Raw genomic sequence first — 24,958 nt, 5'->3', positions numbered from 1 at the left:
AGGTGGGATTCGCCTGATCCCGCCCCCTGAATCCCGCTAACGTGGGGCACATGGCAGTTGATCAACGTGGAGGCGCGGGGGTGGCCGGCGACAGGCAGGTGGCGGTCGATCTCAAGACGAACGTGCCGCACTCGGCACGGGTCTACGACTACCTCCTGGGCGGCAAGGACAACTTCGCGGCCGACCGCGCGGCGGCCGAGGAGGTCGTCAAGATCGCCCCCTACATGCCGACGTCCGTACGCGCCAACCGCGACTTCATGGTCAGGGTGGCCCGCCACCTGGCGGCCGAGCGCGGCGTCGACCAGTTCATCGACATCGGCACCGGGCTGCCCACCTCGCCCAACCTGCACGAGGTGGCCCAGCAGGCCGACCCCGCCGCCCGGGTCGTCTACGTGGACAACGACCCGCTCGTCCTCGTCCACGCCCGCGCCCTGCTCACCAGCACCCCGGAGGGCAGAACCCGCTACATCCAGGCCGACCTGAACGACCCGGACGCCATCATCGGCTCGGCCGAGGTCCGCGACACCTTCGACTTCGCCCGTCCCGTCGCGCTGTGCCTGATCGCCGTGGTGCACTTCATCCGCGACGACTCCGACGTCCGCTCGATCATCGAGCACCTGATGAAGCCGCTGCCGCCGGGCAGCTTCCTGGCCCTGTCCACCATCACGCTCGACAGCGCGCCGAGCAGGCTGGTGAGCGAGGCCGTCGCCCAGTACAACCGGCGCGGGATCATGTCCAAGGCCCGGACCAGGGCGCAGATCGAGGAGTTCTTCACCGGGTTCGAGCTCATCGAGCCGGGTGTGGTGCCGGTGCACCGGTGGCGGCCCGACGAGCGGGCGCTGCTCGTGGAGGACTCCATGGTCTCGATGTACGGCGGGGTCGCCGTCAAGGCCTGACGGGCCCCCGGAAGGCGGTGGCGAGGGCGCCGAACTCGGTGATGCGCAGGACCCGCGCGGCCAGCGCGTAGAGGCCGGCTCCGATCGCGCCCGCGGCGCAGAGGGTGATGAGCGAGCCGGTCCAGTCCGCCCCGAGCGTGGCGCCGAGGACGCGGTTGACGACGGCCGCGGCGAGGCCCGCGACGATCGCCGCGGCGAGCATCCGGGCGTGGGTGCGAAGCAGGCGGTGTCCGTCGACCCTGCCGATCCGGCGGCGCAGCAACTGGGCGGTGAGCAGCAGCGCGGCGGTGTAGGCGACGGCGGAGCAGGCGGCCAGGGCGATGACCACGTCCGGCCCGGGCGCGAGTCGTGCGGCGGCCAGGCAGGCGGCGACGGTGACGGCGGAGACGCCGACGCTCAGCAGAGCCGGGGTGCGGGTGTCGCCGAGTGCGTAGAAGACGCGCACCATGATCTGGTAGCCGGCGAAGGGGACGAGGGCGAGGCCGTAGGCGGCGAGCACCGCGCCGGTGAGCCGGGCGGCGGCGGGCGAGGCGTTGCCGTGCGCGAACAGCACGGTCGTCAGCTGCGGGCCGAGCGCGACGAGCGCTGCGGCGGCAGGGACCAGCACCACGCCGGTGAGCCGCAGGCTCCGGGACAGATCGGCGGTCATCCCGGCGAGGTCACGGTCGGCCGCCGCCCGGCTCATCCTGGGCAGGACCGCGGTGATGACGGTGACCGCGACGACGGCGTAGGGCAGCTGGAACAGGGTGTAGGCGTTGGAGTAGACGCCGACGGCGCCGGGCCCGGCCTGCGAGGCGATCCGGGTGATCACGAGGAAGACGGCCTGGGCCGCGGCCACGGAGGCGAAGGTCCATCCGGCCAGGGCGACGATGCGCCGGACGCCGATGCCCCGCGGATCGGCGCGCAACCGCGCCCGGAACCCGGTTCGCCGGCCGGCCACCACGAGAACCGCCATCTGGGCGGCGACCCCGGCGCTGGTGCCGATCGACAGCAGCAGCACCTGCACGCCGGTCAGCGACTCCAGCCTTCCGGTGCCGCCGATCAGCAGGAAGGCCGAGGCGGTGGCGATGACGACCAGGTTGTTGGCCACCGGCGCCCACATGGGCGAGACGAAGCGGCCGCGGGCGTTGAGGATCGCGGCCAGGGTCGCGCTCACTCCGTAGAACAGGATCTGGGGCATGAAGTACCGGGTGAGGACGACCGCCAGCCGCCGCTGCTCGGGGCTGAAGCCGGGAACGTAGAGGTCCACGATCAACGGCGCGGCGATGATCGTCACGATCACCACGGCTCCGAGGCCGTAGACCACCAGCGACAGCAGCCGCTGGGCGAACAGGTCGCCGTCGATGTCGCGGTCGGCGGCCGTACGAACCAGCAGCGGGACGAGCACGCCGGCCAGCGCGCCGCCGAAGACGAGCTCGTAGACGGTGTTGGGGGTGACGTTCGCCGCGGTGTAGGCGTCCAGCAGCCGGGTTCCCAGCCCCAGCGCGGCGACCAGCGCCAGCGTGCGGACGAAGCCGGTGGCCCTTGAGACGGTGGTGGCGATCGCCATCGCCCGTCCCGTCCGCATGAGCCTGGGCCGATCAGGCATGGGCGATCTCCTCCGTCTGCGCTTCGGCGCGGGAACGACGGCGTCGAGCAGGCCGACGCCGTCCTGCCGGACGTCAAGGCCCCTGGTTCTGGGGCCTCCTTACAGATCTACTGCGTTTCCGCCGAACGCATCGCCACGTCGTCGATCCGGAACGCGGACCCGGTGGGGGCGCTCCAGACGAAGGTCCAGTCGACGCGGGTCGCGCCCGTCGGCGCGGTGAACGTGCCGGCCGCCTCGGTCCAGGCCGTCTTCCGCGGCAGGGGGACGGCGTCGGTCCGCAGCACCGAGCCGTTCTCGTCGCGCCAGCGCACGTTCCAGGCGACCGTGGGCATGGTGGCCGCGGCCTCCCGGTACCACAGCGACACGCGGTAGCTCTTACCGGCGATCACACCGCTGTACCCGGGGTACTTGTCCAGCGCCACCGCGCTGCCGGACCCCTCGGTGCTGGTCAGCTGCAGCGAGCCCGTGCCGCCGTGCGCGTCGCCGGTCTGGTGCGCCAGGCTGGATCCGTACCAGGCGGAGTAGGGCGCCGTCGAGACGTCCTCGAAGGTCTGCTCGGTGACCGGCGGCACCTCGGGCGCCTTGCCGTCGAACGTGCTGCCGGCGTCCTGGCCGTACTGGGGGCCGACCCACTCCGCGGCCGTGACGCGCCTGCCCATGTCGTAGATCCTGAACTGCCACGGTCCCGTGTAGGTGTTGTCGTGCCAGGAGTTGTTCGACTCGTGGACGATCGACTTCTCGATCTTCTCCCCCAGGTACGGCGACCAGTCCGGGTGCGCCGTGCCCCAGTTGGACAGCAGGCTCATCTGCCCGCAGTACTGCGTCGAGCAGCCGCCGCCGACGGCGCCGGGGTCGAAGGAGAACGTGTTGTGGTGGATGTCGAGGTTCTTCGTCCACCAGCGGCAGTCGGTGTAGAGCGGCTCGTCCTTGATGGCGGGCGCCGCGCACTTCGAGGTGTTGGCCGGCCCGACGATCAGCGTGCAGTCGCTGGTGGTCGAGGCTGCGCTGCCGCAGAACCGGTCGGCGTTGGCCCAGGCGGTGATCCCGCCCCAGTTGTTCTCGAGCAGGTTGCCGGTGACCTCGATCTTGCCGGTCCGCGCCGGGATGCGCGGCTCGCCGTCCGCCTCGGACAGGTAGATCGCCGCGTCGGGGAAGGAGTCGCCCTTCGCCGCCCGCTCGGCGCCCGCCTTCCAGGTGTTGCGACGGAGGGTGTTGTTCCGGATCACGGCGTTGTAGCTGATCTCGTAGAAGATCCCGATCGACTCGTTGTCCTCGATCAGGTTGTTCTCGATGAGGAAGTCGTTGTTGTTGGTGTCCGCCCAGATCCCCGGCCCGTGGTTGTGGTGCACCCAGTTGCCGGTCACGTCGGCGCCGTTCACCGCCCAGAACTTCAGGCCACCGGTGCATCCGCAGCCTTGGCCCTGGTGTTCCCAGTCGTCGGTGTTGTTGCCGGTGACCTCGTTGTCCGCCACCACCAGGCCGGTGATGTGGTCGCCGTGCTGGGACGCGTTCAGGCCGAGCTGGCCGTTGTCCTTGATGCAGTTGCCACGGATCTGGTTCCTGGCCCCCGCCATCAGCGCCGCGCCGGAGTTGTCACGGAACGTGTTGTGCTCCAGGACCCAGTCGTCGGCGGCGCTGTGGTTGACCACGGCCTCCTCCTGCGGCGCGACGAACCCGGTGACGGTCAGGTGGCGGATGGTGACGCCGGTCGCCGTGTCGCCGAACGCGTACTGGTTCACGCCCTTCCCGTCCAGCACCGCGCCGGGGGCGCCGATGAACGTGGCGTTGTCACCGGGCAGGATCTGGGCGTACTGGGCGGGCTCCAGGGTGTGCGTGCCGGTCTCGAAGTAGTACGTGGTGTTCGCCTTGCGTAAGTCCACGCCGCTGTTGTCGCCCGCGGGCACCACCACGGCGCCGGCGGGCGGTGTGGCGGGGCCGTCCAGCGACGAACTCCCGCAGACGGCCGCCTTCGCCGCCGTCGCCTTGGCTGTTGACGTCACCTTGGGTGTTGTCGTTGCCGTCGTCGCCCTGGTCGCCGGATCGCCGGCGTCGCCACTGGCCGGCGTCGCGCCGCCCATGACGACAGCGGCGAGCGCCACCAACGCCATCGGCCACGTTCTTCTCATTCATCGTCTCCTCGGGGTTTCGGCCAGCCTTTACTGCCGTTGACTGCTGGCCGTCGTCACTGTAGCCCGCACCCGCCCACAAGATCGAAGCTTGGACAAATTGGACAAACTACTGCGCACGCCGGGGGCCGGAGCTCTGGCGTCGCCTCGCATCCGGCCCGTGTTCCGGACGTGATCGGAACGCGGCAGGATCACCGTCATGAGGCGGATGATCGTGACCCTGGTGGCCTGCGCCGCCCTGCCGGCAGGCGCCGCTCCCGCTCAGGCAGTGAGCAAGGACCCCGTCCAGGCGCTGAAGGCCGTTCTCGCGGCCGGACACGGCATGCACTTCACCGAGACGACCGCCCTTTCGGACGACGCCGGCGAACGAGCGGAACGCCGGCGCACCGGAGTCTTCGAACTCGATGCCAAGGGCGGCGTCAAGGCCCTGGACGTCACCACCACCGGAGGCGAGTACGGGCGCGAACGTGTCATCGGCTTCAACCACGACATCGGCGGCACCGGTTACCGATCCGGCGGCCTCATAGGGAAATGGCTGAAGAAGGGCAAGACCTGGTGGAAGGACTCTCACCAGCTGCACCTCTGGCACACCGAGTTGCTCGGCTATGACGAGCAACTCGTCAACCCGGCCGAGCCCGCGACCCTGGCCGCCCTGCTGAAGAACGGACGGCGGAGCGGGGACACCGTCACCGGCACGATCACGTTCAAGCAGCTCGGGCCGGCTTCCCGCTGGGCGGCGCACTCGACCCACGCGGAGTGGGATGCGGACACCAGGCTCGCCTACACCGTCACGCTGACCCCCGGGGGCCTGGTCAGCAGGGTGCGGAGCGCGTTCACCTTCGCCGACGGCCTCGACGAACTGGTGGGCAAGACCCTGCATGTCGACACCCGCTACAGCCGGTGGGGCGCCAAGGTGTCGATCAAGGCGCCGGCCCCCGGCGAGACGACCACCGAGCTGTGCATCGAGGGCATCTGCAACTGGCGCCTTCCGACCTGACGACGGGACGCCGGCGCTCCGCTCGTCCTCCGGGCCTTCACGCGCCGTCGAGCCGTCCGTGCAGCTCCGCGACCCGGTCAAGGGCCGCGCGACGAACCCGGCTGCCCGGCGTTCACCGCTCAGAAATGCCTCGCCGCGTCGTCAGTACTGGCAGCCCCTCGCCACCCGCGGAAGGATTGACGACCATGACCGACACCAGGCTGCCAGGCGACGACGCGGCCACGTTCATCGCGGCGGCCCGTACGGACGACGCGGCACGGTTCGCGCTCATCACGGAGCGCCACCGGCGTGAGCTCCAGGTGCACTGCTACCGGATGCTCGCGAACTACGAGGACGCTCAGGACCTGACGCAGGAGACGTTCCTGCGGGCGTGGCACAAGCGGGAGTCGTTCAAGGGCCACTCAGCGCTGCGGACCTGGCTGTACCGGATCGCGACGAACGCCTGCCTCGACTTCCTGGACAAGCGCAACGGCCGCATACCCGTGGCCGCCGAGCTGCCGGACGCGAGCCCGGAACTGCGCCACCTGCAGCCCTACCCGGACCGGGTGCTCCCGGAGGACCCGCAGGAATCGGTGGTGGCGCGGGAGACGATCGAGCTGGCGTTCATCGTCGCCGTCCAGCACCTGCCGCCGCGGCAGCGGGCGGTGTTCGTCCTGCGCGACGTCCTCGGCTGGCCGGCGTCGAAGGCCGCCGACGTCCTGGAACTGACCGTCGCATCGGTGACCAGTGCCCTGCAGCGGGCCCGCGTGACGATGCGCGAGCAGCTGCCCGGCCGCCGCCTCGACTGGCGCAGCCCTGCCACGCACGAGCTGTCGCGGGACGAGCGCGGCGTGGTGAGGTCGTACATGGACGCCCATGAACGCAACGACCTCGACGGGCTGACGGCCCTGCTGCGCGACGACCTGCGCTTCGCGATGCTGCCCGACCCGGGCACCTTGATCGTCACGGCCAAGGACGCGGTGGACGGCTGGGTCTCCCACGGGCTCTTCCGGCGCGGCTACGACGACTGGCGCTGCATCGCCACGACGGTCAACCTCATGCCCGCCGCGGCGCTGTACCTCCGCACCCCCGGCGACCGGGAACACCGTCTGTTCAACATCGCGGTCCTGCACATCGCCGACGGGAGGATCGCCGAGCTCACCGGGTTCGACGCCACCGGCAAACCATGGCTGGGCCTGCCCGCGACGCTGTGAGCGGACGAGCCCCTCGTCCGACGGGTCCGGCGCACGGGCCGGGCGTCACCGCATCCTCTCGGCCTGGCCTCACGAGCCGGGCGTCCGGCCCGTGCTCAGCGCCGCACCTCGTACCGGGTCAGCGCCGGACGTCGTACCCGGTCAGCGCCGGACCTCGTACCGGGTCAGCGCCACGCCGCCGGGAAATGCCCGCGTCTCGACCAGTTCGAGGTTCACCCAGCTGTCCAGCGCGGTGAAGAACGGCGTGCCGCCGCCCACCAGGACCGGGTGCGTGACGATCGCGTACTCGTCGATCAGCCCGGCCCGCATGGCCGCCGCGGCGAGCGTCGCGCCGGCGATGTCCATCGGGCCGCCGTCCTCGGCCTTGAGCCTGGTGATCTCGGCGACCGCGTCGCCGGTGACCAGGCGGGCGTTCCAGTCGACCTTGTCGATCGTCGAGGAGAACACCACCTTCGGCATGTCCCGCCAGAGGCGGGCGTAGGCGATCTCCGCCGGGGTGGCGCCGGGCCGCTGGTCGGCGGTCGGCCAGTGGGGGCTCATCGCCTCCCACAGCTTGCGGCCGTACAGGGACAGCTCGCTCGCCCGCATCTGGTCGTACCACCACTGGAACAGCTCGGAGCTCGGCGAGGAGTCCGGTCCCTCGCCCCCGCTCCAGCCGATGTCGTCGCCGGGCGCGGCGATGTAGCCGTCCACCGTCACGTTCATGCCGAAGATCAGTTTCCGCATCGCGCCAGCCTTCCGTGAGTCGATCTCATCTGTAACAGACGGGCGCGGCGCGGAAACCTCATCGGTGCGCGATCTGTCACATCGGATGGTCGTCCGGGCTCATCGGTACGAGCGCAACCGTGGAGTGCGCGGGCCGCAGCGCTCGGCCGGCCGCTCGTTCTCGTCCATCGGTCACAGCGTCCCGTCGTCAGGTTCACACAGGTGAGCCCTCGGACACGGCGGATGTGACGCGGCCGGCGCCGCCACGGAACGGATCAGAGCCGGATGCCCTCGATGATCTTCGTCAGCCCCGGCACGAGAGGCGGGGTCGCCATCACGGTGACGACGACTCCGGGGCGCTCGACCCAGCCCGAGTACACACCGGCCCCCAGCGCGCCGTCACCCCCCTGGCGAAGCACCTGGCGATCGCCGATCTTCGTGGTGGTCGTGTCACCGGAGAAGGTCCCGACGTGGAACGGCGCGTTCTTGAGCTGCGCCACGGAGGTCGCCTTCGGCCAGCACACCACCCTGACCCACAGCGACCGGTGCCGGCGGCTCATGTCGTCGCGGTCGTCCGACCACTGGTAGCTGTACTCGACCATGCCGTCGTGCTTGTCGACGAGGACCTGCCCGTAGGTGAAGCCCTTCGGGATGTGGTTGACGCGGACCCCCTTCATCGCCGCCGCGCCTCTCGCGGGCTTGTCCACCTTCACAGCCGACGAGCGCCGCACGTCCGCCTTGGAGGGGGCGGGACAGCTGGGACGCTCCGCCGCCTGCGCGGGGAGGGCCACGAGAGCTGCGGCAACGGGGAGCACGGCCAGGGCCGCAAGGTTCTGAATCTTGTTCATGTCAGGGTTGGATGCGTCCGGAGCTAGAAGGGTTCGGCACTCTTTTCACGGCATTTTGGGCGGAACTTCGTCGGTCATGAATGCATCAAACGAGCGTGTTGATCGAAGGAGACCCTCAGCGGCTGGGCCGGTACTGGCTGGCCGGACGGCTCGGCGCCGGCGGCCAAGGCGTGGTGTACGAGGCCTATGGCGAGGACGGACGCCGGGTGGCGATCAAGGTGCTGCACGGCGACCAGGCGGCCCAGCTCGGCCGGGAGGCGACGGCCGCCCAGCGGGTGGCCTCGTTCTGCACCGCGCCGATCATCGAGGCCAGGCTGGAGGGCCCGCGCCCCTACATCGTCAGCGAGTACGTGGAGGGCCCGAGCCTGCGCACGGCGGGCCGGATCTTCGCCGGTGACGACCTGCACCGCCTGGCCACCGCCATCGCGACGGCGCTGACCGCCATCCACGACGCCGGGGTGATCCACCGCGACCTCAAGCCCGACAACGTGCTGCTGGGCCCGGACGGTCCCCGCGTGATCGACTTCGGCATCGCCAGGACCGCCGAGATGTCGCTCACCGCGACCGGCGTGGTGAGCGGCACGCCCACCTACATGGCCCCCGAGGTGTTCATCGGCCAGCGGGCGGACGCCTCGGCGGACGTGTTCGCCTGGGGCGCCGTCATCGTCTTCGCCGCCACCGGCCGTGATCCGTTCCACGCCGAGAACCTGGGCAGCGTCATGCACCAGGTGTTGTCGGCCACCCCCGACCTGTCCGCGCTGCCCGGGACGCTGCGCCGGCTGGTCGCCTCGGCGCTGGCCAAGGAGCCGGCCCAGCGGCCGACCGCCCGCGAGCTGCTGCTGGCGCTGGTCAGCGGCGACGGCTCCCTCGACACGGCCCGCCTGCTGGCCCAGGGCGGCCACCGGGCCGCCGGGATCGGCGCGCAGGGGCACGATCCCGCGCTCGGCACGCTGGCCGAGCAGGCGTACACGATGCTCGACCCGGCCGAGCGCGAGCTGGTCCCCGAGGTGTTCCTGCGGCTGGTGACGGTGGACGAGGCGGGCGAGCTGTCGGCCCGGCAGGCCGAGCTGGCCGAGCTCGTCGAGGGACGGGCGTCGCACGAGGTGGCCGCCGTGCGGAGGATCCTCGCCGTGTTCGGCTACCTCCTGACCAGGCAGGACGGCGGCGTACGGCTGGCCAGGCCGGCACTCCCCCATGCCTGGCCGCGCTACCGCCGGTGGATCGAGGCCAACCTCGACGGCCTGGCCGTACACCGGCAGATCCTCACCGCGGCGCGGCGCTGGGAGGCGGCGGGACGCCGGGACGGCGACCTGTTCCAGGGCAGCAGCCTGGAGAACGCGTTGCACTGGGCGGCCACCGCCCGCCGCGACATCACCCTGTCGCCCACCGAACGCGACTTCCTGGCCGCGGCGGCCACCCTGACCAGGCACAGGGCCAGGCGCGCCCGGCTGACCTCGCTGAGCCTGGGCGGGCTGCTGGTGATCGCGCTGGTGGCCGGCGGGCTGGCCGTGCAGCAGAGCGCGGTGGCCGACGACCGGGCCGAGCAGATCGCCGGGCAGCTCACCAGGTCGGAGGCGGCCAGGCTGGCGGCGGCGGCGACCATGACCCGCCGGAGCGACCCGCGCCAGGCGATGCGGGCGAGCCTCGCGGCCTGGCGGCTGGACCACACGCCGGCCACCAGAGCTGCCCTGGTGGCCTCGCTCGCCCAACGCGAGACGGCGATGTTCGGCGACCCGTCCACCGCGGGCGACACGGTACGGACGCTCGGCGCCGACGGCCGCACGCTGATCAGCGCCGACTCCAGGACGACGCGCGCGTGGGACGTGCGGAACGGCCGTCTTCTGCGGACGCTCGCCACCCGGCCGGCCGAGCCGCTGGACAGCGTGACGCTGAGCCCGTCGGGCAAGGTGCTGGTGACCGTGACGGCCAAGCGCGCCGCCGCGGTGGACCTCGTCAGCGGCAGGCCGATCAGCGACTACACCTTCCCCACGGCCAAGGACCTCACGATCGAGTGGATCGACGTGACCTTCGAGCGGGACGACTCCGTCCTGCTTGAGGAGGCTGACCGGCGGACTCGCTGGGACCTGCGTACCGGCGCCGCCAAGACGCTCGCGCCCGCCCCCACGAGCACGTTCAGCCGGGACGGGGCCTGGCGGGCCGCACAACGCGGCCGCCTGCTGGAGCTGACCAACCTGCGGACCGGGGCGAAGGACCTCATCGGCGACAAGGACGGCGCCGGCACCCAGGGCACCTGGAACGGCGGCGCGGCCGTGTTCGGCCCCGGCCTCATCGCGACGGTGACGCCGGGGTCCATCCAGTTCTGGCGCAGGTCGGACACGCAACTGCTCACCACGGTCCAGGTTCGCGGGGACGAGGAGGCGGTGCAGGGGGCCTTCGACGGGAGCACGTTCCGCTACCTGCTGGGCGACCAGGTCTTCTCGGTGGACGTGGCGGACCTGGCCGTCGAGAACGACGATCACCTCGTGGGCACGGCGGCGCTGAGCGGTGACGGGCGGCTCGTGCTCCGCGACGGCGAGCTGTCGGCCGTCGGCGGGCGGAAGGTCGGCGCGTTGCCGGAGGCGGAGAACGCGGTGTTCAGCCCGGACTCCCGCTTCATCGCCGTGTTCGGGCCCGAGGTGCGGATCGTGGACGCCGCCTCGGCCGCCGTCCAGGGCACGCTGCGCACGTCCGCCGCCCAGGTGGCCTTCTCCCCCGACGGCGCCAGGCTGGCCGTGGTCACCGAGCGGGGCGGGGTCGAGCTGTGGGATCGGCGGACCAGGCGGCGGGTGTGGTCGGCCAAGGCGGGCGCGGCGACGTACGCGGCCTTCTCCGCCGACGGCCGGACGCTGGTGGTGGCGGGCGACCGCGTGCACCTGCTGGAGACGGCCGGCGGCAAGGCCCTGGGGCCGGCGTTCGGCGGCGGCGGCAGGGACGCCGAGGGGGTGCGCGCGTATTTCACCCACTCGGGCAGGGCGGTCGTGGTGCTCGACGCGCGGCGTCGGATGACGGTCTGGGACGTGGCCACGCGCCGCAGGCTCGCCACCGCGCGCGGGTTCGCCGATCCGGCCGCCTACTCGCCGCGCGAGGACCTGCTGGCCAGCCTCCAGGTGGGCGGCAGGGTGCGGCTCGTCGACGTGATGTCGGGCACGGACCTGGGCGCGCTGCTCGACGAGGGCGGCGGCCAGGACCCGGAGATCGGGCAGCCGCTCGACGTGGCGTTCACTCCTGACGGGTCGGCGGTGCTGACCGTGGACGGCAACGGCGTCGTCAGGCGGCACGCCGTGGGCGGGGAGGCGATGGCGGCGGCGGTGTGCGCGAAGGCGGGCGGGCTGAGCGCGGCCCAGTGGCGGGCGCTCGTGCCGACGCTGCCGTACAGGAAGGCGTGTCCCTAGCCGGGGGCCGCGCGACACCCTCTCGAAGGGGAAGTCCGCCCTACCGGAACAGGAGAACCCCGGTTCCGGGGGGGCGGGCCGTTGATCACCACAATCCCCGCGGTCGGCGAGAAGGCCGCGAAGAACGCATCTCGGACGGCCAGGTCCGCCTGCGCGCCGGCACTCTCTACGCGGCCTTCGACCGGCTCCAGGAAGAGGGCCTGATCACCGAGGACCGGGAAGAGATCGTCGACGGCCGGGTGCGCCGCTACTACCGGCTGACCGGCGACGGCGCCGCGAGGCTGGCGGCGGAGGCCGAGCGGATGCGCCGGCACGCCAAGGCGGCCACCGTACGACTGCGCGCGATCGGCTCGGGAGGCACGGCATGAGACCGTTCGAAGCGCGCTACCGCCGTCTCCTGGCCGCCTTCCCGCGGGACCACCGGGCGCGGCACGAGGAAGACATGATCGGCGTGCTCCTCGCCGGTGCGCGGCCCGGCCAGAGCCGTCCCCGTCCGCCCGACGCGGCGGACTTACTGTGGGGCGCGCTGCGCGTCCACGGGCGGCGAGCCTTCGGCCCGGCATCGGCGCCGGCGTGGCGCGCCGGGCTGGCGCTCGCCGCGGCGCTGTGGCCGTTCCTGATGCTGGCAGGCGCGCTGGCGGCAGCGCTGCTGAGGAGCGCCGAAAGCGTGCGGAACGTGGAGGCCGCCGCCGTGGCGCGGCCGATCTGGATCCTGTACCTGGCCGAGCCGATCGTCGTCGCGGCCCTGCCGGTGCTGGCCGTGCTGCTCGCCCGACGGTGGATCGCCGTGCTCGCGCTGGTCGCGCTCATGCTGGATCTGGCCGGCAACCCGTACCTGCTGGATGTGGACAGGCTGCTGTTCCCCAATCACGGCCCCGTCCTGCTGGCCGAGCTCGCGACCATCGTCATCGCGTTCGCGCCCGCGGCGCATCGCGCGATCACGGCCGTTCCGCGGCGCGCGTTCCTGCTGTGGGGGCCGCTCGCCGTGGTCGGGCTGACCGCCGGCAAGGCCATCGTGAGCTGGGTGGACGTGATCACCCACCAGGACATCGTGAGCTGGAAACCCGTGCCGTGGCTCGTCGTGGTCGGGCTGGCGGCCGGGTACGCGTGCCGGTCGGCCGTGGGGCGGCGGGCGGCGCTGCTGCTGTTCGTGCCCGCGGCGGCCCTCGGCGACCTCGGGGCCCTGCCGTCGGTGCCGACCTTCACGGCCCTCGCCCAGCTCGGGTGCGCGGCCCTGGCCTTCACCGCCGCGGCCGCCCTGACCCGGCGGCGGCGGCGGAGAAGCCTGAGACGAGCTCCGGCTTCTTGAGCAAGAACCCGCCACCGAGGGCCGCGCATGCGGTCAAGGTGGACGAGCGTCACGTCGGCGTGACAGCCGCCGTCCGGGGGTCAGTCCCAGGCGTTCGGTTCTGGAGGCGTCCAACAGGGCGTTGAACGGCTTCCCCTCGCCCGAACAGCTCGCCGGGGCGGATCCCGAGACGGTCCGGCGGGCGTTCGCCCCGGTCAACGACTCCCTGCTGACCGCCACCGAACGGGAGGCGCGCGCCGGAGCCAGGATCGTCGTCTGGCCGGAGGGGGGGCGGCGCGGCGCGCGAGGCCGACAAGCAGCGGCTGATCGCCGCGATCGCCGTCAGGACGGGCAGCTATGTGAACGCCGGACTGATCGTGATCACCGGGGCGCCGCCGTGCATGCGCAACGAGACGGTGCTCGTCGATCCGGCCGGGCGGGCCCGATGGACGTACGAGAAGGCCCGCCCGGTGCCGGGCATGAACCCGTTCGCCCCCGGGGACGGCAGGGTGCCGACCGCCGACACCCCGTTCGGCCGCCTGGCCAACGTCATCTGCTTCGACGCCGACTTCCCCCGCCCTGATGAGGCAGGCCGCCGGCGTGGACCTCATGCTGGTGCCGTCCAACGACTGGCACGGCTTCGGCGCCACGCACACCGAGAAGGCGGCCGTCCGGGCGGTGGAGAACGGCTACTCGCTGATCCGGCAGGCCGGCAACGGCCTGGCCGCGGTCTTCGACCCGCAGGGCCGGACGCTCACCTCGGCCGGCTACTTCACCACCGAGCAGCAGACGATGACCGCGTACGTGCCGGTCGCCGGCGATCCGACGACATATGCGCGTATCAGCGACGTGTTCGCCTGGCTCTGCCTCGCGGCGATGGCCGCACTCGGGGTCGTCGCCATGCGCGCCAGGCCCGTCACCCCACCCGGGGTCCGATCGGACCGGTGCCGGGAGACGATCTCCTGAAGCATGTCCGATCCGTACAAGCCCGAAGCCGTTCTCGCTGAATAGCGTCACGGCTGTGCCCCTCGGCGGGCGCAGGAGGACGGCCGGACCTGGACCGTCCGGATCGTCGTGCCCCTGATGAGATCTGTTGAGACGGAGTGCTCGTGAACATTGGAATCGGTCTGCCGATCGCCGTGCCCGGACGTCCCCCGCGGGAGGTCAGGCAGTGGGCGGAGGAAAGCGAGCGCCTCGGCTTCCACTCCCTGGGATCCATCGACCGCCTGGTCTACGACATCCTGGACCCGCTGGTCTCCCTCGGCGTCGCCGCGGCGGTGACCGAGCGCGTCCAGCTGTTCACCAGCGTGCTGAACGTCGGCTGGCGGGGCAACCCGATCCTGTTCGCCAAGCAGCTCGCCACCATCGACCTGATCTCGCAGGGCCGGCTCACGGCGGGCCTGGGCATCGGCGGCTGGCCGGACGACTTCACCCTCAGCGGCGCTCCCGCCAAGGGCCACGGCAAGCTCTTCGACGACACCCTGACCGAGCTGCGCCGCGTCTGGGACGGCGAGGTCACCAGCGTCTCGGGCCCGACCCCGCTGCCCGGCGAGGGCCGTCCCAGGCTGCTCATCGGCGGCCTGATCCCCGCGGGCTACGCCCGCGCCGCCCGCTTCGGCGACGGCTGGGTGGCGCCGACGCTGAGCCTGGACCTGCTGGTGAACGGCGTTCGGGGCGTCACCGGGGCATGGGCCGCGGCCGGGCGGCCCGGCAGGCCGCACATCCTCACCGGCCGCTACTTCTGCTGCGGTCCCGAGGCCGTGCGGCTCACCGACGAGTACGTGGCCCACTACTACGGCTCCAAGGAGTCGCCGTACTACGAGGCGGTCCGCGCCGACTCGCTCGACTCCGACGAGCGCCTGCTCAAGGAGCTGATCGCGTTGTCGGACGCGGGCGTGGACGACCTGGTGCTCTACCCGGCCGGCAGCTCCCTGGACCAGGTCCATCTGCTGGCCGAGGCGCTGGAGCGGGTGGGGGTCCGGCGGAACCCGACCTTCGAGTTCACCACGGGCTGACCTGGACCGGCCGACGCCCCACTCGACGACGACACGTGAGGACATGCCCGTGATCCAGCAGATCCAGCCGACGGGTGCCCCCGCTCCGGCCGCCGGGGCGGTGACGAGACTCGCCGGCGACGTCAAGGGCCCGGTCTTCCTCCCCGGCGACCCGGGATACGCCGAGGAGGCGGAGGGCTTCGACCGCTCCGTCGTCCACCACCCGGCCGTCATCGTCGGCGCGGCGGGCGCCGGCGACGTGGTGGCCGCGGTGCGCTTCGCCCGCGACCACGGCCTGGGCGTGGCCGTGCAGGCCACCGGCCACGGTGTGGGGCCGCCCGCCGACGGGGCCCTGCTCATCTCCACGCGGCGCATGGACGGCCACCGGGTCGATCCCGGGCGCCGCACCGTGCGGCTGGAGGCGGGCGTGCTGTGGCGGGAGGTCATCAGGTCCGCCGCCCGCCACGGCCTGGCCCCGCTGAACGGCTCGGCGCCGTTCGTCGGCGCCGTCTCCTACACGCTGGGCGGCGGCATCGGCGTCCTGTCCCGCCGCTACGGTTACGCCGCCGACCACGTCCGCTCCATCGAGGTCGTCACCGCCGACGGCGAGCTGCGCACCGCCTCGGAGGCGGAGAACACCGACCTGTTCTGGGCGCTGCGCGGTGGCAAGGGCAACTTCGGGGTGGTCACCTCACTGGAGATGGAGCTGGTGGAGGTGTCGCGGATCTACGGCGGCGGCCTGTTCTTCCCGGCCGAGTCGATCCGTGAGGTGCTGCACTTCTACCGCACGTGGGTCATCGGGGTGCCCGACGAGCTCAGCTCCTCCTTCCTGATGATGCCCTGGCCCGACCTGCCCGAGGTCCCGCAGGAGTTGCGCGGGCGTTTCGCCATGCACCTGCGCCTGAGCCACCTCGGCTCGCCGCAGGACGGCGCCCGGCTGGTCGAGCCGCTGCGCCGGATCGCCACGCCGCTGCTCGACACGGTCACCGACCTGCCGTACACCGAGGTCGGCACCATCCACAACGATCCGCCGACGCCCGGTTCGTACCACATCGACAACTTCCAGCTCACCCACCTCGACCACGACGCCGTCGAGGCGATCCTGGCGCTGGTGGGCCCGGGGTCGAACAGCGCGGTCGGCATCGAGATCCGTCATCTCGGCGGCGCGCTCGCCCGGCCGCCGCGCCTGCCGAACGCGGTCGCGCGCACCACCGCCCAGTTCCAGCTGTACTCCGCCGGCGTCCTCGGCATCGGCGCGGACGAGGCCGTGCACGCCGGGCACGACCGGGTCGTCCAGGCCCTCGCCCCCTGGAACAGCGGGACGCGCACGCTCAACTTCATGGCGGGCGTCGCCCACACCGACCCGCAGGACGTGCGGCAGGCGTTCACGCCGCAGGCGTACGAGCGGCTGGTCGCCGTCAAGACGGCCCACGACCCCGGCAACATGTTCCGCTTCAATCACAACATCCCGCCGGCGGCCGGATGACGGCAGGGGCGTCGTCCCGGCCGGGGCGCTCACCGTGCCGTCATCGGTTCCGGTGCGTTGTGGGCGCGACGGTAGGCCAGCGGTGACAGGCCCAGGTAGGTGTGGAAGTGCTTGCGCAGGGCGACGGGGTCGCCGAAGCCGCAGGCGGCGGCGATCCGCGCCACGCTCAGGTCGGTGCACTCCAGCAGCAGGCGCGCGTGCGCCAGCCGCCGCTGCGCCAGCCACTTCTGCGGGCTGCTGCCCACCTCGCCGCGGAACCGCCGGGTGAAGGTGCGCACGCTCATGTGCGCGTGCCGGGCCATGTCCTCCAGGGTGACCGGCTCGGCCAGCCGGTCCAGGACCCACTGCCGGGTCGCCGAGGTGGACCGGTCGGTGTCCTGCGGAACCGGGTGCTCGATGAACTGCGCCTGCCCGCCTTCGCGCCACGGCGCCACCACGCAGTGCCGGGCGGCGGTCGAGGCCACCGCCGCCCCGTGGTCCAGACGGACCAGGTGCAGGCACAGGTCGATGCCGGCCGCGCCGCCGGCGGAGGTGAGGATGCGTCCGTTGTCGACGAACAGCACGTCCGGATCGACCTCGACGCCTGGGAACAGCCGGGCCAGCGTGTCGCACAGCATCCAGTGCGTGGTGGCTCGCCGGCCGTCCAGCAGACCGGCCGCCGCCAGCAGGAAGGCCGAGGTGCACAGGCTGACGATGCGGGTCCGCGGCCCTATCCGGCCGAGCGCCGCGGCCAGCTCCCCGGACAGCGCGCCGGTCGCGAGCAGGTGCTCGCCGGGCTCCTGAGTGGCGATGACGACGGTGTCCGCGGTCTCCAGCAGCGACTCGTCATGGTTGACGACGATCTGGTAGTCCTCGTGCGTGCGCACCGGCCGGCCGCCGAGCGAGCAGGTGCTGACGGCGTACAGAGGGGTTCCGTCCGGTGCGCGGGCCGCGTTGAACACCCGGGCCGGGATGCCCAGGTCCAGCGGCAGGACCCCGTCGAGGGCGAGCACGGCGACACGATGTGGCATGGCCGGAATAGTACGACAGATGACTTCCCGGCCACTCACCCGCCTCCGCGGGCCCGCGCCACCCTTTCTGTCTGCCGGGACGGCGGTTCCGGCGTGAAGAAAGGAAGACTGACATGAGCGAGGACGACATGCGGGCCGTCACCGTCAGGGAGTTCGGCGGGCCGGAGGTGCTGACCGTCGAGCAGGTCGCGCGCCCTGAGCCGCTGCCGACCGAGGTGCTGGTGCGGGTGCACGCCGCCGGCGTCAACCCGGTGGACTGGAAGACCCGCGAGGGCCAGGGCATGGCGGGGCTGCAGACGCTCCCGCTGATCCTGGGCTGGGACGTCTCCGGCGTCGTGGAGGAGGTCGGCTTCGGCGTCACCACGCTCGCGCCCGGCGACGAGGTGTACGGCATGCCGTGGTTCCCGCGCGCCGCCGGCGGCTACGCCGAGTACGTGACCGCGCCGGCCCGCCAGTGGGCCCGCAAGCCGTCCACCCTCGACCACGTGCACGCGGCCGCCGTGCCGCTGGCGGCGCTGACCGCCTGGCAGTCCCTGACCGACACCGCCCGCGTGCGGCCCGGCCGGCGCGTCCTGGTCACGGCCGCCGCCGGCGGGGTCGGGCACTTCGCGGTCCAGTTCGCCCGGCACCTGGGCGCCCACGTGATCGCCACCGCCAGCGCGGCCCGCCACCCCTGGCTCAAGGAACTCGGCGCCGACGAGACCATCGACTACACCACCACCCGCTTCGAGGACGCCGTCACGGACGTGGACGTCGTCATCGACCTGGTGGGCGACGCCCATGACGGGACCAGCACCCGTTCGCTCAAGGTCCTGCGTCCCGGCGGGCTGCTGGTCGCCCTCACGGCCGGCGTGCCACCGGAGCTGGCCCGCGCCGCCGAGGCGGCCGGCGTGCGCGCCACCCCGTGCCTGGTCGAGCCGGACGGCGCGGCGCTGACCACGATCGCCGGCCTGATCGACGCGGGCGAGGTGGCCGTCGAAGTGGCGGAGACCTTCCCGCTGGAGCAGGCCGGCACGGCCCACGCCCGGCTCCGGACCGGCCGCACCCGCGGCAAGCTCGTCCTCACCGTGACCGGCTGAGACCGCCCGCCGGGAGACGACCGGCGCGCGCCTCGCGCCGGTCGCCGCCCGGGGCGGGGCCGCCGTCCGGCGGCCCGGGGCGCGGTCAGCCGATCGCGTAGGCGCGGGTCACCGTCTGGGTGACGCTGTCACCGGCGGCGTCCCTGGCCGTCGCGCGCAGGGAGACGAAACCCGGCGAGCCCGGGTTGGCGACGGTCGCCGTCCAGCCGGAGGCGGCTGCCCGGGTCCTGACGGGCTGCCACGTGGCGCCGTCGTCGGTGGAGAACTCCAGCTCGACCGCGCGCACCGCGGCGCCGCGCGCGCCGGGGTTGCGTTCGGTCCAGATCGACAGGTGGGTCCGTGATCCGGGTGCGGCCCGGTTGGCGGTGTCGAGCCCTCTGGGCGCGTACCTGACCGCCGTCAGCGGCAGGGGCGTGGCCCGCGCCGTACGGGCCGAGCGGAACGTCCAGACGGCCTCGACCACCGTGGACAGGGCGTTGACGGACATGTCCCTGCGCGAGGACGCGGCGAGGGTGTAGGTGCCGGCGTCCTGCGGCAGCGTCGCGGACAGCGCGCACTGCCCGCCGTCGCCGGGCGCGCACCCGGCGATGTCGCTCGTGGCGAGCTGCCTGCCGTCGCGCGAGAGGGTCACGGTGCCGGTGGCGGTGGCGTCCATGCCGGTCAGCCCGGCGACGCCGTCGGTGTAGAGCCGGCCCGCGGAGAAGCGGAGCGTGTCTCCGTCACGGCTGCCGCCGGGCGTGGCGAACGACGGGCCCGCGACCGCCGCGTTCCAGACCTCGGAGAAGGCGCGCTCGCGCACCGGGCTCGTGCCGACCTGGCGGGAGCCGCCCGTCTGGAACTCCGAGGACCAGGCGAACCCGGGGCTCCGGTAGTGCGTCATGGCCGAGGGCAGCGGGATGTCCCTGGTGGGCAGGGTGAGCGCCCCGACGCCGGCCGGGTCCAGCGGTCCCGTCCACATGGTGCCCGTGCCGGCCGCGCCCGAGGCGCGAAACGTCTCCGACGCCTTGACCAGGTCCCTGGTCCGCACGGAATAGGTGGGGTCGTCCGGGATGCCGCCGGTACGGCGGTCGACGAGGTCGTACCGGTAGGGGCTGGGCGTGGCGCCCTTCTTGTGCCAGACGCTCCAGGACTCGTAGGTGAGCCCGGGTTGCCGGACGGGGATGACGTAGTAGCTCTCATCGGGGTCCTGGCCGGAGGAGTACCAGCCGTACTGCCATGGACCGTTGGCGAGGTAGAGGCCGAACGCCGGGTCTGCCGCGGCGGTGGGGTCGTCCACGGCGAACCGGATCCGCCTGCCTTCGCGCGCGTCGATCGTGACGCGCAGGTCGTCGTGCTCGATCGTGAGCGGCCGGTGCCCGGTCGTCAGGACGACGGGGTCGAAGTCGTAGATCTCGGTGTAGAGGTTCCAGGCGCCCTTCGGGAGCCGTGCCCTGGCCACCCCGTCGCGGAAGTTGAGGGTCCGCTGGGCGCCGCTCGCCTGGTCGTAGACCATTCCGAACACCACGGGGGGCGCGGCGCCCGACCTGCCGACCGTGCTGACGGTGACGTCGTGGGACTCCGGCTCCACGTACGCGCCCGCCGGAGTGCGGAGGATCACCTCGCCGGAGGTGGCGGTGAGCACGCCCGGGTAGTCGCCGGCGGGCTTGCCGGTGACGTCGACGGTGAGGGTGAGGGACGCCTGCCCGCCCGCCGGGACCTCCAGCCTGTCCTGCGGCAGCTTGAGCACGTCGCTGTCGGTCGTGAGGCTCAGGGTGACGGGGACGTCCCCGTCGTTGGTGTAGGTGATCGTCCGGGTCGCCCGGTCGCCACCGGCGTGCTGCCACGGGAAGGCGGCCCAGACCGTGGCGGGAGAGGCGATCACCGGCTGGGCCAGCGCGCGGGGCACGTCCACCCGCCCGGCGCCCTGATCGTAGAGGCCGGTCCCGCTGGTGGGCCTGGCGCTGCCGACCAGCGCGGCCTGAGCTGCTGCCCGGTCCAGCCGGGGTGTCGCTGGGCGAGGATCGCCGCCGCGCCGCTCACGTGCGGCGCGGCCATGGAGGTCCCGCTGTGCGCCACGTGCGGCCCGTCGGCGGTGCCCGCGGCCGCGGCGGCGACGATGTCCACGCCGGGGGCGGTGATCTCCGGCTTGATGGCGTGATCACCCGTTCTGGGGCCCTTGTTGGAGAACGTGGACACCTGGTCCGACCGGTCGACGGCGCCCACGGAGAGCGCCGCGTCCGCGGTGGACGGGCTGGTCACGGCCCCCTCGCCGCCGTTGTTGCCGGCCGCCACCACGAAGAGGGCGCCCGTCCGTTCCGACAGGGTGTTCACCGCCTGCTCGACGGGATTGTCGCCGGGTTCGTCCGCCGCGCCGAGGCTCATGTTGACGACCTTGGCGTGGGCCTCGGTGGCGGCCCACTCCATGCCCGCCAGCAACGCCGAGTCGGAGATGCCGTTGACGCCGCCCACCTTCCCCACGGCGATGCGGGCCCCCGGCGCGACGCCTCGGTACTTCGTCCCGGCCCCGGCGACGATCGAGGAGACATGCGTGCCATGGCCGACGCGGTCGGTCATGTCCGGCTCGTCGGAGAAGTTGCGCTCCTGGGTGACGACGCCCTTGAGATCGGGATGACCGGCGTCGTAGCCGCTGTCGAGCACGGCCACGGTGACGCCCTGGCCGGTGAACCCCTGCTTCCACGCCTCGGTCGCGCCGATCTGCGCGGTGCTGCGGTCCAGCGCGAACGACCGGCGCCCGTCGAGCCAGATCTTGCCCTTCCCCGCGGCCGGCGTGCGGGCCCCGCTCACCAGGTCCCGCCACGTCCGCGCGGCGGTGCTCTTCGGCACCCGCACCGCCGCCACGCCGAGGTCGTCGAGCTTGCGGGTCAGGCGGGTCCCGCTCAGCGCCGGGGCCGGCCCGTCCCCCTGGGTCTGGCTGATCAGCGGGATCTCGTTCATGTCGGCGTCGCCGTACCTCCAGGCCAGGAGCTGTGTCACGTCGAAGAGCCGCTCGTCGAGCAGCCCCTCGCTGACGAGCGGGAACGCGTCCGAGGGGATCACGTGGAGGTGTCCGTCGCGAACCTGCGCCGAGTAGCGGACCCGCCGGCCGGGGGCGCTGTCCACCCGGTGGCCACGGCCGCTGACCGTCACCTTGTCCCCGGTCAGGAGCGTCACGCTGCCGGACACGACCGGGCCGGTTTCTGCCGGGACCGCGGCGAAGGAGGGTTCCTGAGCCGTGCCGGCTCCCAGGGACCCGGCCAGCACGGCGGCCACCAATCCTGTTCGCAAAGTTGTGAATGCCACACCCCTACTTGGACGAACCGTCGTCAAGCGTTATGAGCCACGTCGCCAGCCGTCCGGCATTGAGGGATCCACCCGCCTGTGCGACAGTTGCGCCAAGCTCGCAGGGAGAGGCCGCATGAACCGTGTTCTCGAACAGCGCTACCGTCGCCTTCTGCGCGCCTATCCCGAGGCGGGCGGCGTGCCGGGGTGGGCCGACGGCCTGCACCTCGGCGCGCTGGCCGTGGCGGTCGTCACCGTCGCGCAGCTGCCCGTCCTGCCCTACCTCACCTACAAGGTGTGGACCGCGCTCGGGGTCGTCCTGGTGGTGGCGCTGGTGCGGGGATGGACGCGGGTCGCGGCTCCGCTCGCGGCGGTCGCCGCGCTCCAGGCGAGCTGGCCCATCGTCCTGGGAGGGTTCCACGACCCGGTCGTCGACGTCGGGCCGCTGTACGGCGATCTCGCGCCGGTCGCGCCGTACTGGGTGGTCGCGGTCGTGTCGGCGGTACTGGCCGTCCGGCGGACGGGGGCAGGTCGCACGTCGGGGAAGGGCCGGTGGTGGGGCGCGACGATGCCGGTCCGGTCGCCGTGGTGGCTGGTCGTCCCGCCGGTCTGCTGGGGGTTGCAGCTCGTGCACGGGCCGGTCCTGGGCGTCGTGCGGGCCGGTGTCGAGGTGGTGGTCCTGCTGCTGGTCCTGGCCGCCACGCTGGCCGCCCGGGACGGCCGCTGGGCGCTGGCCGCCGCCGTCTACCTGGTTCCCGGCCTGGTTCACCTGGGCGAGAACCTGGCGGTGACGCGGGTGAGCGGTTTCCTGTACTGGAGCGTGCTCACCGTTCTCGTGGCGGCCTCCCTGGTGGCGGCCCGGCGGGGGGCTGGGGGCGGATCAGCGGCGGTCAGGAGGTGGTGATGAGGAAGCGGTGGAGGCCGCGGCCCACCCAGCGGTCGCGGTGGTCGGGCGGCTCGGCCGCGGACAGCGCCGGGAAGCGCCGCAGGAGCAGCGGCAGCGCGATGCGGGCCTCCATGCGCGACAGCGGCGCCCCCAGGCAGAAGTGCGGCCCGGCGCCGAAGCTGAGCGGCTGGACGTCCGGACGGTCCGGGTCGAAGCGGGCCGGGTCGGGGAAGCGGCGCGGGTCCCGGTTCCCGGCGGCCAGCATGAGGACGACCTTCGTCCCGCCCGGCACCGGGACGCCGGAGACGTCGGTCGCCGTCTCGGCCCACCGGCTGGTCGCCTGGACGGGCGCCTCGAACCGCAGGACCTCCTCCACGTACGCGGCGGCGAACCCCGGCTCCCCGCGCAGCCGCGCGGCCTGGCCCGGGTGCTCGAACGCCAGCCGCAGCCCGTGCCCGAGCAGGAAGCTCGTCGTCTCGAACCCGGCGGTCAGCAGCAGCATGAGGTTGCCGACCAGCTCGTCGTGGCTGAGCCGGGTGCCGTCGTCGTGGGCGCGGACGAGCGCGGTCAGCATGTCGTCGGCGGGGTGGCGGCGGCGGTCGTCGATCAGCTCGCCGAAGTAGCCAGCCAGCTCGTCCATGGCCTTGTCGGCGATGGACAGCCTGGCGACGTTGGTGATGCCCTCCAGGGCGATCGTCAGGTCCGAGGCGACCTGGCGGAACCACTTCTGGTCCTCCTCGGCCACGCCGATGAGCGCGCTGATGACGGCGATCGGCAGCCGGGAGGCGAACTCGGCGATGTAGTCGACGGGCGTGCCGCCGGCGCCGAGGTCGGCCAGCCGGTCCAGCAGCCGGTGGACCATCCGCTCGACCGACTCCTGCATCCCGGCCACCCGGGCGGGCGTGAAGCCGCTGCTGACCAGGCGCCGGGTCTGGGTGTGGCCGGGCGGGTTGCGGTACAGCATGGAGTCGGTGTAGCCGCGCAGCGAGGAGTGCGAGCGCCAGGCGGGATAGATGTGGTCGTACCCGGCGGCGTCCTGGACGCGGAGGCGGTTGTCGCGCAGCGCGCGGTTGATCTCGGCGTACCCGACGGCGACGGTGAGGCCGGGACGTACCGGGACGACCGGGCCGTGGGCGCGCAGCAGCTCGTACAGCGGGTAGGGGTCACGGCGGCCCTCGGGGGCGACCAGGGCGGCGACGATCTCGGCGGGGGTCACGGGCCTGCCACCAGCCGGACGATCCGCAGCGCGCCCGCCGGATGCACCGAGGCGACCTCCAGGCCGCACCGCGCGGCCAGGGCCCGCAGGTCGGCGACGGCGCGCTCGCGTCCGCCGTAGTAGACGAGCATGCGCAGGTCCATCCCGGTACGCGGCGACTCGCCGTCGGGGCCGAAGTCCTCCACCACGAAGACCGAGCCGCCCGGCCCGGCCGCCTCGGCGCAGCGGCCCAGGATGACGGCGGCGTCGTCGTCGCTCCAGTCGTGCAGGATCCACGACAGCAGGTAGCCGTCGGCGCCCGGCGGCAGCGGGTCGAAGAAGCTGCCCGCCACGGCCTCGCCGCGGCCGGACAGTCCGGCGGCCGCCAGCGCCGTGGCGGCGGCCCGAGCGGTGGCGGGCTGGTCGACGACCGTGCCGCGCAGACCCGGGTAGGCGGTGAGCAGCGCGATGAGCAGCGATCCGTCGCCGCCGCCGACGTCGACGATCCGGCCGAGGCTCCCCCAGTCGTAGCCGGCCACGATGGCGGGGGCCCGGCCGGGGACCTCGGCGGCCATGCGCGCGTCGAAGGCGGCGGCGCGGCCGGGGTCGGCGGCCAGGTCCGCCCAGAACGAGCGGCCGAACTGGCGAGGGAAGGCGGCCTCGCCGGTGCGCACGCTGTGCAGCAGGTGGGCGAAGGCCAGCTCGGCCCGGCCTTCCCAGCTCTCGATGTCCAGCATGGCGCGCATCCCGGCCGGATGGTCGTCGCGCAGCTCCTCGCCGATCGCGGTCAGGGTGTACCTGCCGTCGTCGTCGCGGCCGAGCACCCCCCTGGCGGCCAGGTAGCGCATGAGGCGCTCCAGCACGCCGGGATCGGCGCCCACGGCGGGGGCGAGTTCGGCGCCGGTGGCCGGCGCCTTGGCGAGCCGGTCGGCGATCCTCAGCGTCGCGGCCACCCGGATCGCCATCGGGGTTCCCAGGTGGGCCAGCGCCCACAGGCGATGCTCAGTCACGCGGTCA

Annotated in this window: 21 protein-coding genes; 11 read left to right on the top strand and 10 right to left on the bottom strand. The window is 72.9% G+C overall.

Annotated features, from left to right (window positions below):
• The first annotated feature begins 50 nt into the window (after nucleotides 1-50).
• Nucleotides 51-896 carry an SAM-dependent methyltransferase gene (locus tag ACIBQ8_RS34135; protein WP_397174678.1) on the top strand — a complete coding sequence of 282 codons (846 nt, stop codon included), beginning with the start codon at nucleotides 51-53 and terminating at the stop codon, nucleotides 894-896.
• On the opposite strand, the gene murJ is transcribed toward ACIBQ8_RS34135, so the two are convergent.
• The gene (gene murJ / locus ACIBQ8_RS34130; RefSeq protein WP_397194006.1) at nucleotides 886-2,484 is read right to left on the bottom strand and encodes a murein biosynthesis integral membrane protein MurJ; all 1,599 of its coding nucleotides are present in this window, start codon (nucleotides 2,482-2,484) and stop codon (nucleotides 886-888) included. The two genes, ACIBQ8_RS34135 and murJ, sit on opposite strands and share 11 nt — an antisense overlap.
• Nucleotides 2,485-2,591: 107 nt before the next feature.
• A complete protein-coding gene (locus ACIBQ8_RS34125) occupies nucleotides 2,592-4,610 on the bottom strand; it encodes a right-handed parallel beta-helix repeat-containing protein (protein ID WP_397194005.1) in 2,019 nt (672 codons plus the stop codon).
• Nucleotides 4,611-4,809: 199 nt separating this feature from the next.
• Between ACIBQ8_RS34125 and ACIBQ8_RS34120 the strand changes: the two genes are divergently transcribed.
• Both ACIBQ8_RS34120 and ACIBQ8_RS34115 read left to right on the top strand, forming a co-directional pair.
• The gene (locus ACIBQ8_RS34120) at nucleotides 4,810-5,607 is read left to right on the top strand and encodes a hypothetical protein (RefSeq protein ID WP_397194004.1); all 798 of its coding nucleotides are present in this window, start codon (nucleotides 4,810-4,812) and stop codon (nucleotides 5,605-5,607) included.
• Between the two features lie 185 nt (nucleotides 5,608-5,792).
• A complete protein-coding gene (locus ACIBQ8_RS34115; RefSeq protein WP_397194003.1) occupies nucleotides 5,793-6,800 on the top strand; it encodes an RNA polymerase subunit sigma-70 in 1,008 nt (335 codons plus the stop codon).
• A 141-nt stretch (nucleotides 6,801-6,941) separates the two neighbouring features.
• Here the strand turns inward: ACIBQ8_RS34115 and ACIBQ8_RS34110 are convergent, their stop codons facing one another.
• Together ACIBQ8_RS34110 and ACIBQ8_RS34105 are read right to left on the bottom strand one after the other, a co-directional pair.
• The gene (locus tag ACIBQ8_RS34110) at nucleotides 6,942-7,526 is read right to left on the bottom strand and encodes a dihydrofolate reductase family protein (protein ID WP_397194002.1); all 585 of its coding nucleotides are present in this window, start codon (nucleotides 7,524-7,526) and stop codon (nucleotides 6,942-6,944) included.
• 254 nt (nucleotides 7,527-7,780) lie between these two features.
• The gene (locus ACIBQ8_RS34105; RefSeq protein ID WP_397194001.1) at nucleotides 7,781-8,353 is read right to left on the bottom strand and encodes a hypothetical protein; all 573 of its coding nucleotides are present in this window, start codon (nucleotides 8,351-8,353) and stop codon (nucleotides 7,781-7,783) included.
• Nucleotides 8,354-8,448: 95 nt separating this feature from the next.
• Here ACIBQ8_RS34105 and ACIBQ8_RS34100 point away from each other — a divergent pair, with 95 nt between their 5' ends.
• The 3 genes from ACIBQ8_RS34100 to ACIBQ8_RS34090 are packed head-to-tail and all read left to right on the top strand — an operon-like array spanning nucleotide 8,449 to nucleotide 13,054.
• Nucleotides 8,449-11,745 (top strand): serine/threonine-protein kinase, encoded by a 3,297-nt coding sequence (locus tag ACIBQ8_RS34100; RefSeq protein ID WP_397194000.1) that lies wholly within the window; start codon nucleotides 8,449-8,451, stop codon nucleotides 11,743-11,745.
• A complete protein-coding gene (locus ACIBQ8_RS34095) occupies nucleotides 11,664-12,113 on the top strand; it encodes a PadR family transcriptional regulator (RefSeq protein ID WP_397193999.1) in 450 nt (149 codons plus the stop codon). The genes ACIBQ8_RS34100 and ACIBQ8_RS34095 overlap by 82 nt, the downstream gene beginning before the upstream one ends.
• Nucleotides 12,110-13,054, top strand: a complete 945-nt coding sequence (locus ACIBQ8_RS34090) for a hypothetical protein (RefSeq protein ID WP_397193998.1) — start codon at nucleotides 12,110-12,112, stop codon at nucleotides 13,052-13,054. Before ACIBQ8_RS34095 ends, ACIBQ8_RS34090 begins: the two co-directional genes overlap by 4 nt.
• 334 nt (nucleotides 13,055-13,388) lie before the next feature.
• Here ACIBQ8_RS34090 and ACIBQ8_RS34085 read toward each other — a convergent pair whose 3' ends face one another.
• Entirely contained in the window at nucleotides 13,389-13,580 is a 192-nt protein-coding gene (locus ACIBQ8_RS34085; RefSeq protein WP_397193997.1) for a hypothetical protein, read from the bottom strand.
• Nucleotides 13,581-13,615: 35 nt separating this feature from the next.
• Between ACIBQ8_RS34085 and ACIBQ8_RS34080 the strand changes: the two genes are divergently transcribed.
• The 3 genes from ACIBQ8_RS34080 to ACIBQ8_RS34070 all read left to right on the top strand — a co-directional run bounded on the left by ACIBQ8_RS34080 (nucleotide 13,616) and on the right by ACIBQ8_RS34070 (nucleotide 16,513).
• Complete coding sequence (locus tag ACIBQ8_RS34080) at nucleotides 13,616-13,999, top strand: hypothetical protein (RefSeq protein ID WP_397193996.1); 384 nt, start codon at nucleotides 13,616-13,618, stop codon at nucleotides 13,997-13,999.
• Nucleotides 14,000-14,142: 143 nt separating this feature from the next.
• Entirely contained in the window at nucleotides 14,143-15,048 is a 906-nt protein-coding gene (locus ACIBQ8_RS34075; protein WP_397174663.1) for an LLM class flavin-dependent oxidoreductase, read from the top strand.
• A gap of 49 nt (nucleotides 15,049-15,097) precedes the next feature.
• Nucleotides 15,098-16,513, top strand: a complete 1,416-nt coding sequence (locus ACIBQ8_RS34070) for an FAD-binding oxidoreductase (protein ID WP_397193995.1) — start codon at nucleotides 15,098-15,100, stop codon at nucleotides 16,511-16,513.
• A gap of 29 nt (nucleotides 16,514-16,542) precedes the next feature.
• On the opposite strand, the gene ACIBQ8_RS34065 is transcribed toward ACIBQ8_RS34070, so the two are convergent.
• The gene (locus tag ACIBQ8_RS34065; protein WP_397193994.1) at nucleotides 16,543-17,523 is read right to left on the bottom strand and encodes a GlxA family transcriptional regulator; all 981 of its coding nucleotides are present in this window, start codon (nucleotides 17,521-17,523) and stop codon (nucleotides 16,543-16,545) included.
• A gap of 113 nt (nucleotides 17,524-17,636) precedes the next feature.
• On the opposite strand from ACIBQ8_RS34065, the gene ACIBQ8_RS34060 reads away from it, so the two are divergent.
• Nucleotides 17,637-18,602: an NADP-dependent oxidoreductase gene (locus tag ACIBQ8_RS34060; RefSeq protein ID WP_397193993.1), complete on the top strand. Its 966-nt coding sequence runs from the start codon at nucleotides 17,637-17,639 to the stop codon at nucleotides 18,600-18,602.
• Between the two features lie 85 nt (nucleotides 18,603-18,687).
• On the opposite strand, the gene ACIBQ8_RS34055 is transcribed toward ACIBQ8_RS34060, so the two are convergent.
• Both ACIBQ8_RS34055 and ACIBQ8_RS34050 read right to left on the bottom strand, forming a co-directional pair.
• Nucleotides 18,688-20,493, bottom strand: a complete 1,806-nt coding sequence (locus ACIBQ8_RS34055) for a hypothetical protein (RefSeq protein WP_397193992.1) — start codon at nucleotides 20,491-20,493, stop codon at nucleotides 18,688-18,690.
• Entirely contained in the window at nucleotides 20,460-21,866 is a 1,407-nt protein-coding gene (locus ACIBQ8_RS34050) for a S8 family serine peptidase (RefSeq protein ID WP_397193990.1), read from the bottom strand. The genes ACIBQ8_RS34055 and ACIBQ8_RS34050 overlap by 34 nt, the downstream gene beginning before the upstream one ends.
• A gap of 130 nt (nucleotides 21,867-21,996) precedes the next feature.
• Between ACIBQ8_RS34050 and ACIBQ8_RS34045 the strand changes: the two genes are divergently transcribed.
• Nucleotides 21,997-22,764, top strand: coding sequence for a hypothetical protein (locus tag ACIBQ8_RS34045; RefSeq protein ID WP_397193989.1), 768 nt, complete (start codon nucleotides 21,997-21,999; stop codon nucleotides 22,762-22,764).
• On the opposite strand, the gene ACIBQ8_RS34040 is transcribed toward ACIBQ8_RS34045, so the two are convergent.
• Nucleotides 22,751-23,962: a cytochrome P450 gene (locus ACIBQ8_RS34040; RefSeq protein ID WP_397174651.1), complete on the bottom strand. Its 1,212-nt coding sequence runs from the start codon at nucleotides 23,960-23,962 to the stop codon at nucleotides 22,751-22,753. The two genes, ACIBQ8_RS34045 and ACIBQ8_RS34040, sit on opposite strands and share 14 nt — an antisense overlap.
• Entirely contained in the window at nucleotides 23,959-24,951 is a 993-nt protein-coding gene (locus tag ACIBQ8_RS34035) for a methyltransferase (RefSeq protein WP_397193988.1), read from the bottom strand. Before ACIBQ8_RS34035 ends, ACIBQ8_RS34040 begins: the two co-directional genes overlap by 4 nt.
• Nucleotides 24,952-24,958: the final 7 nt, after the last annotated feature.

Source organism: Nonomuraea sp. NPDC049646 (assembly GCF_044465525.1).
Taxonomy (GTDB): Bacteria; Actinomycetota; Actinomycetes; order Streptosporangiales; family Streptosporangiaceae; genus Nonomuraea.
The sequence above is the reverse complement of the archived record's forward strand: the minus strand, read 5'-3'. Positions and strand labels throughout refer to the sequence as shown.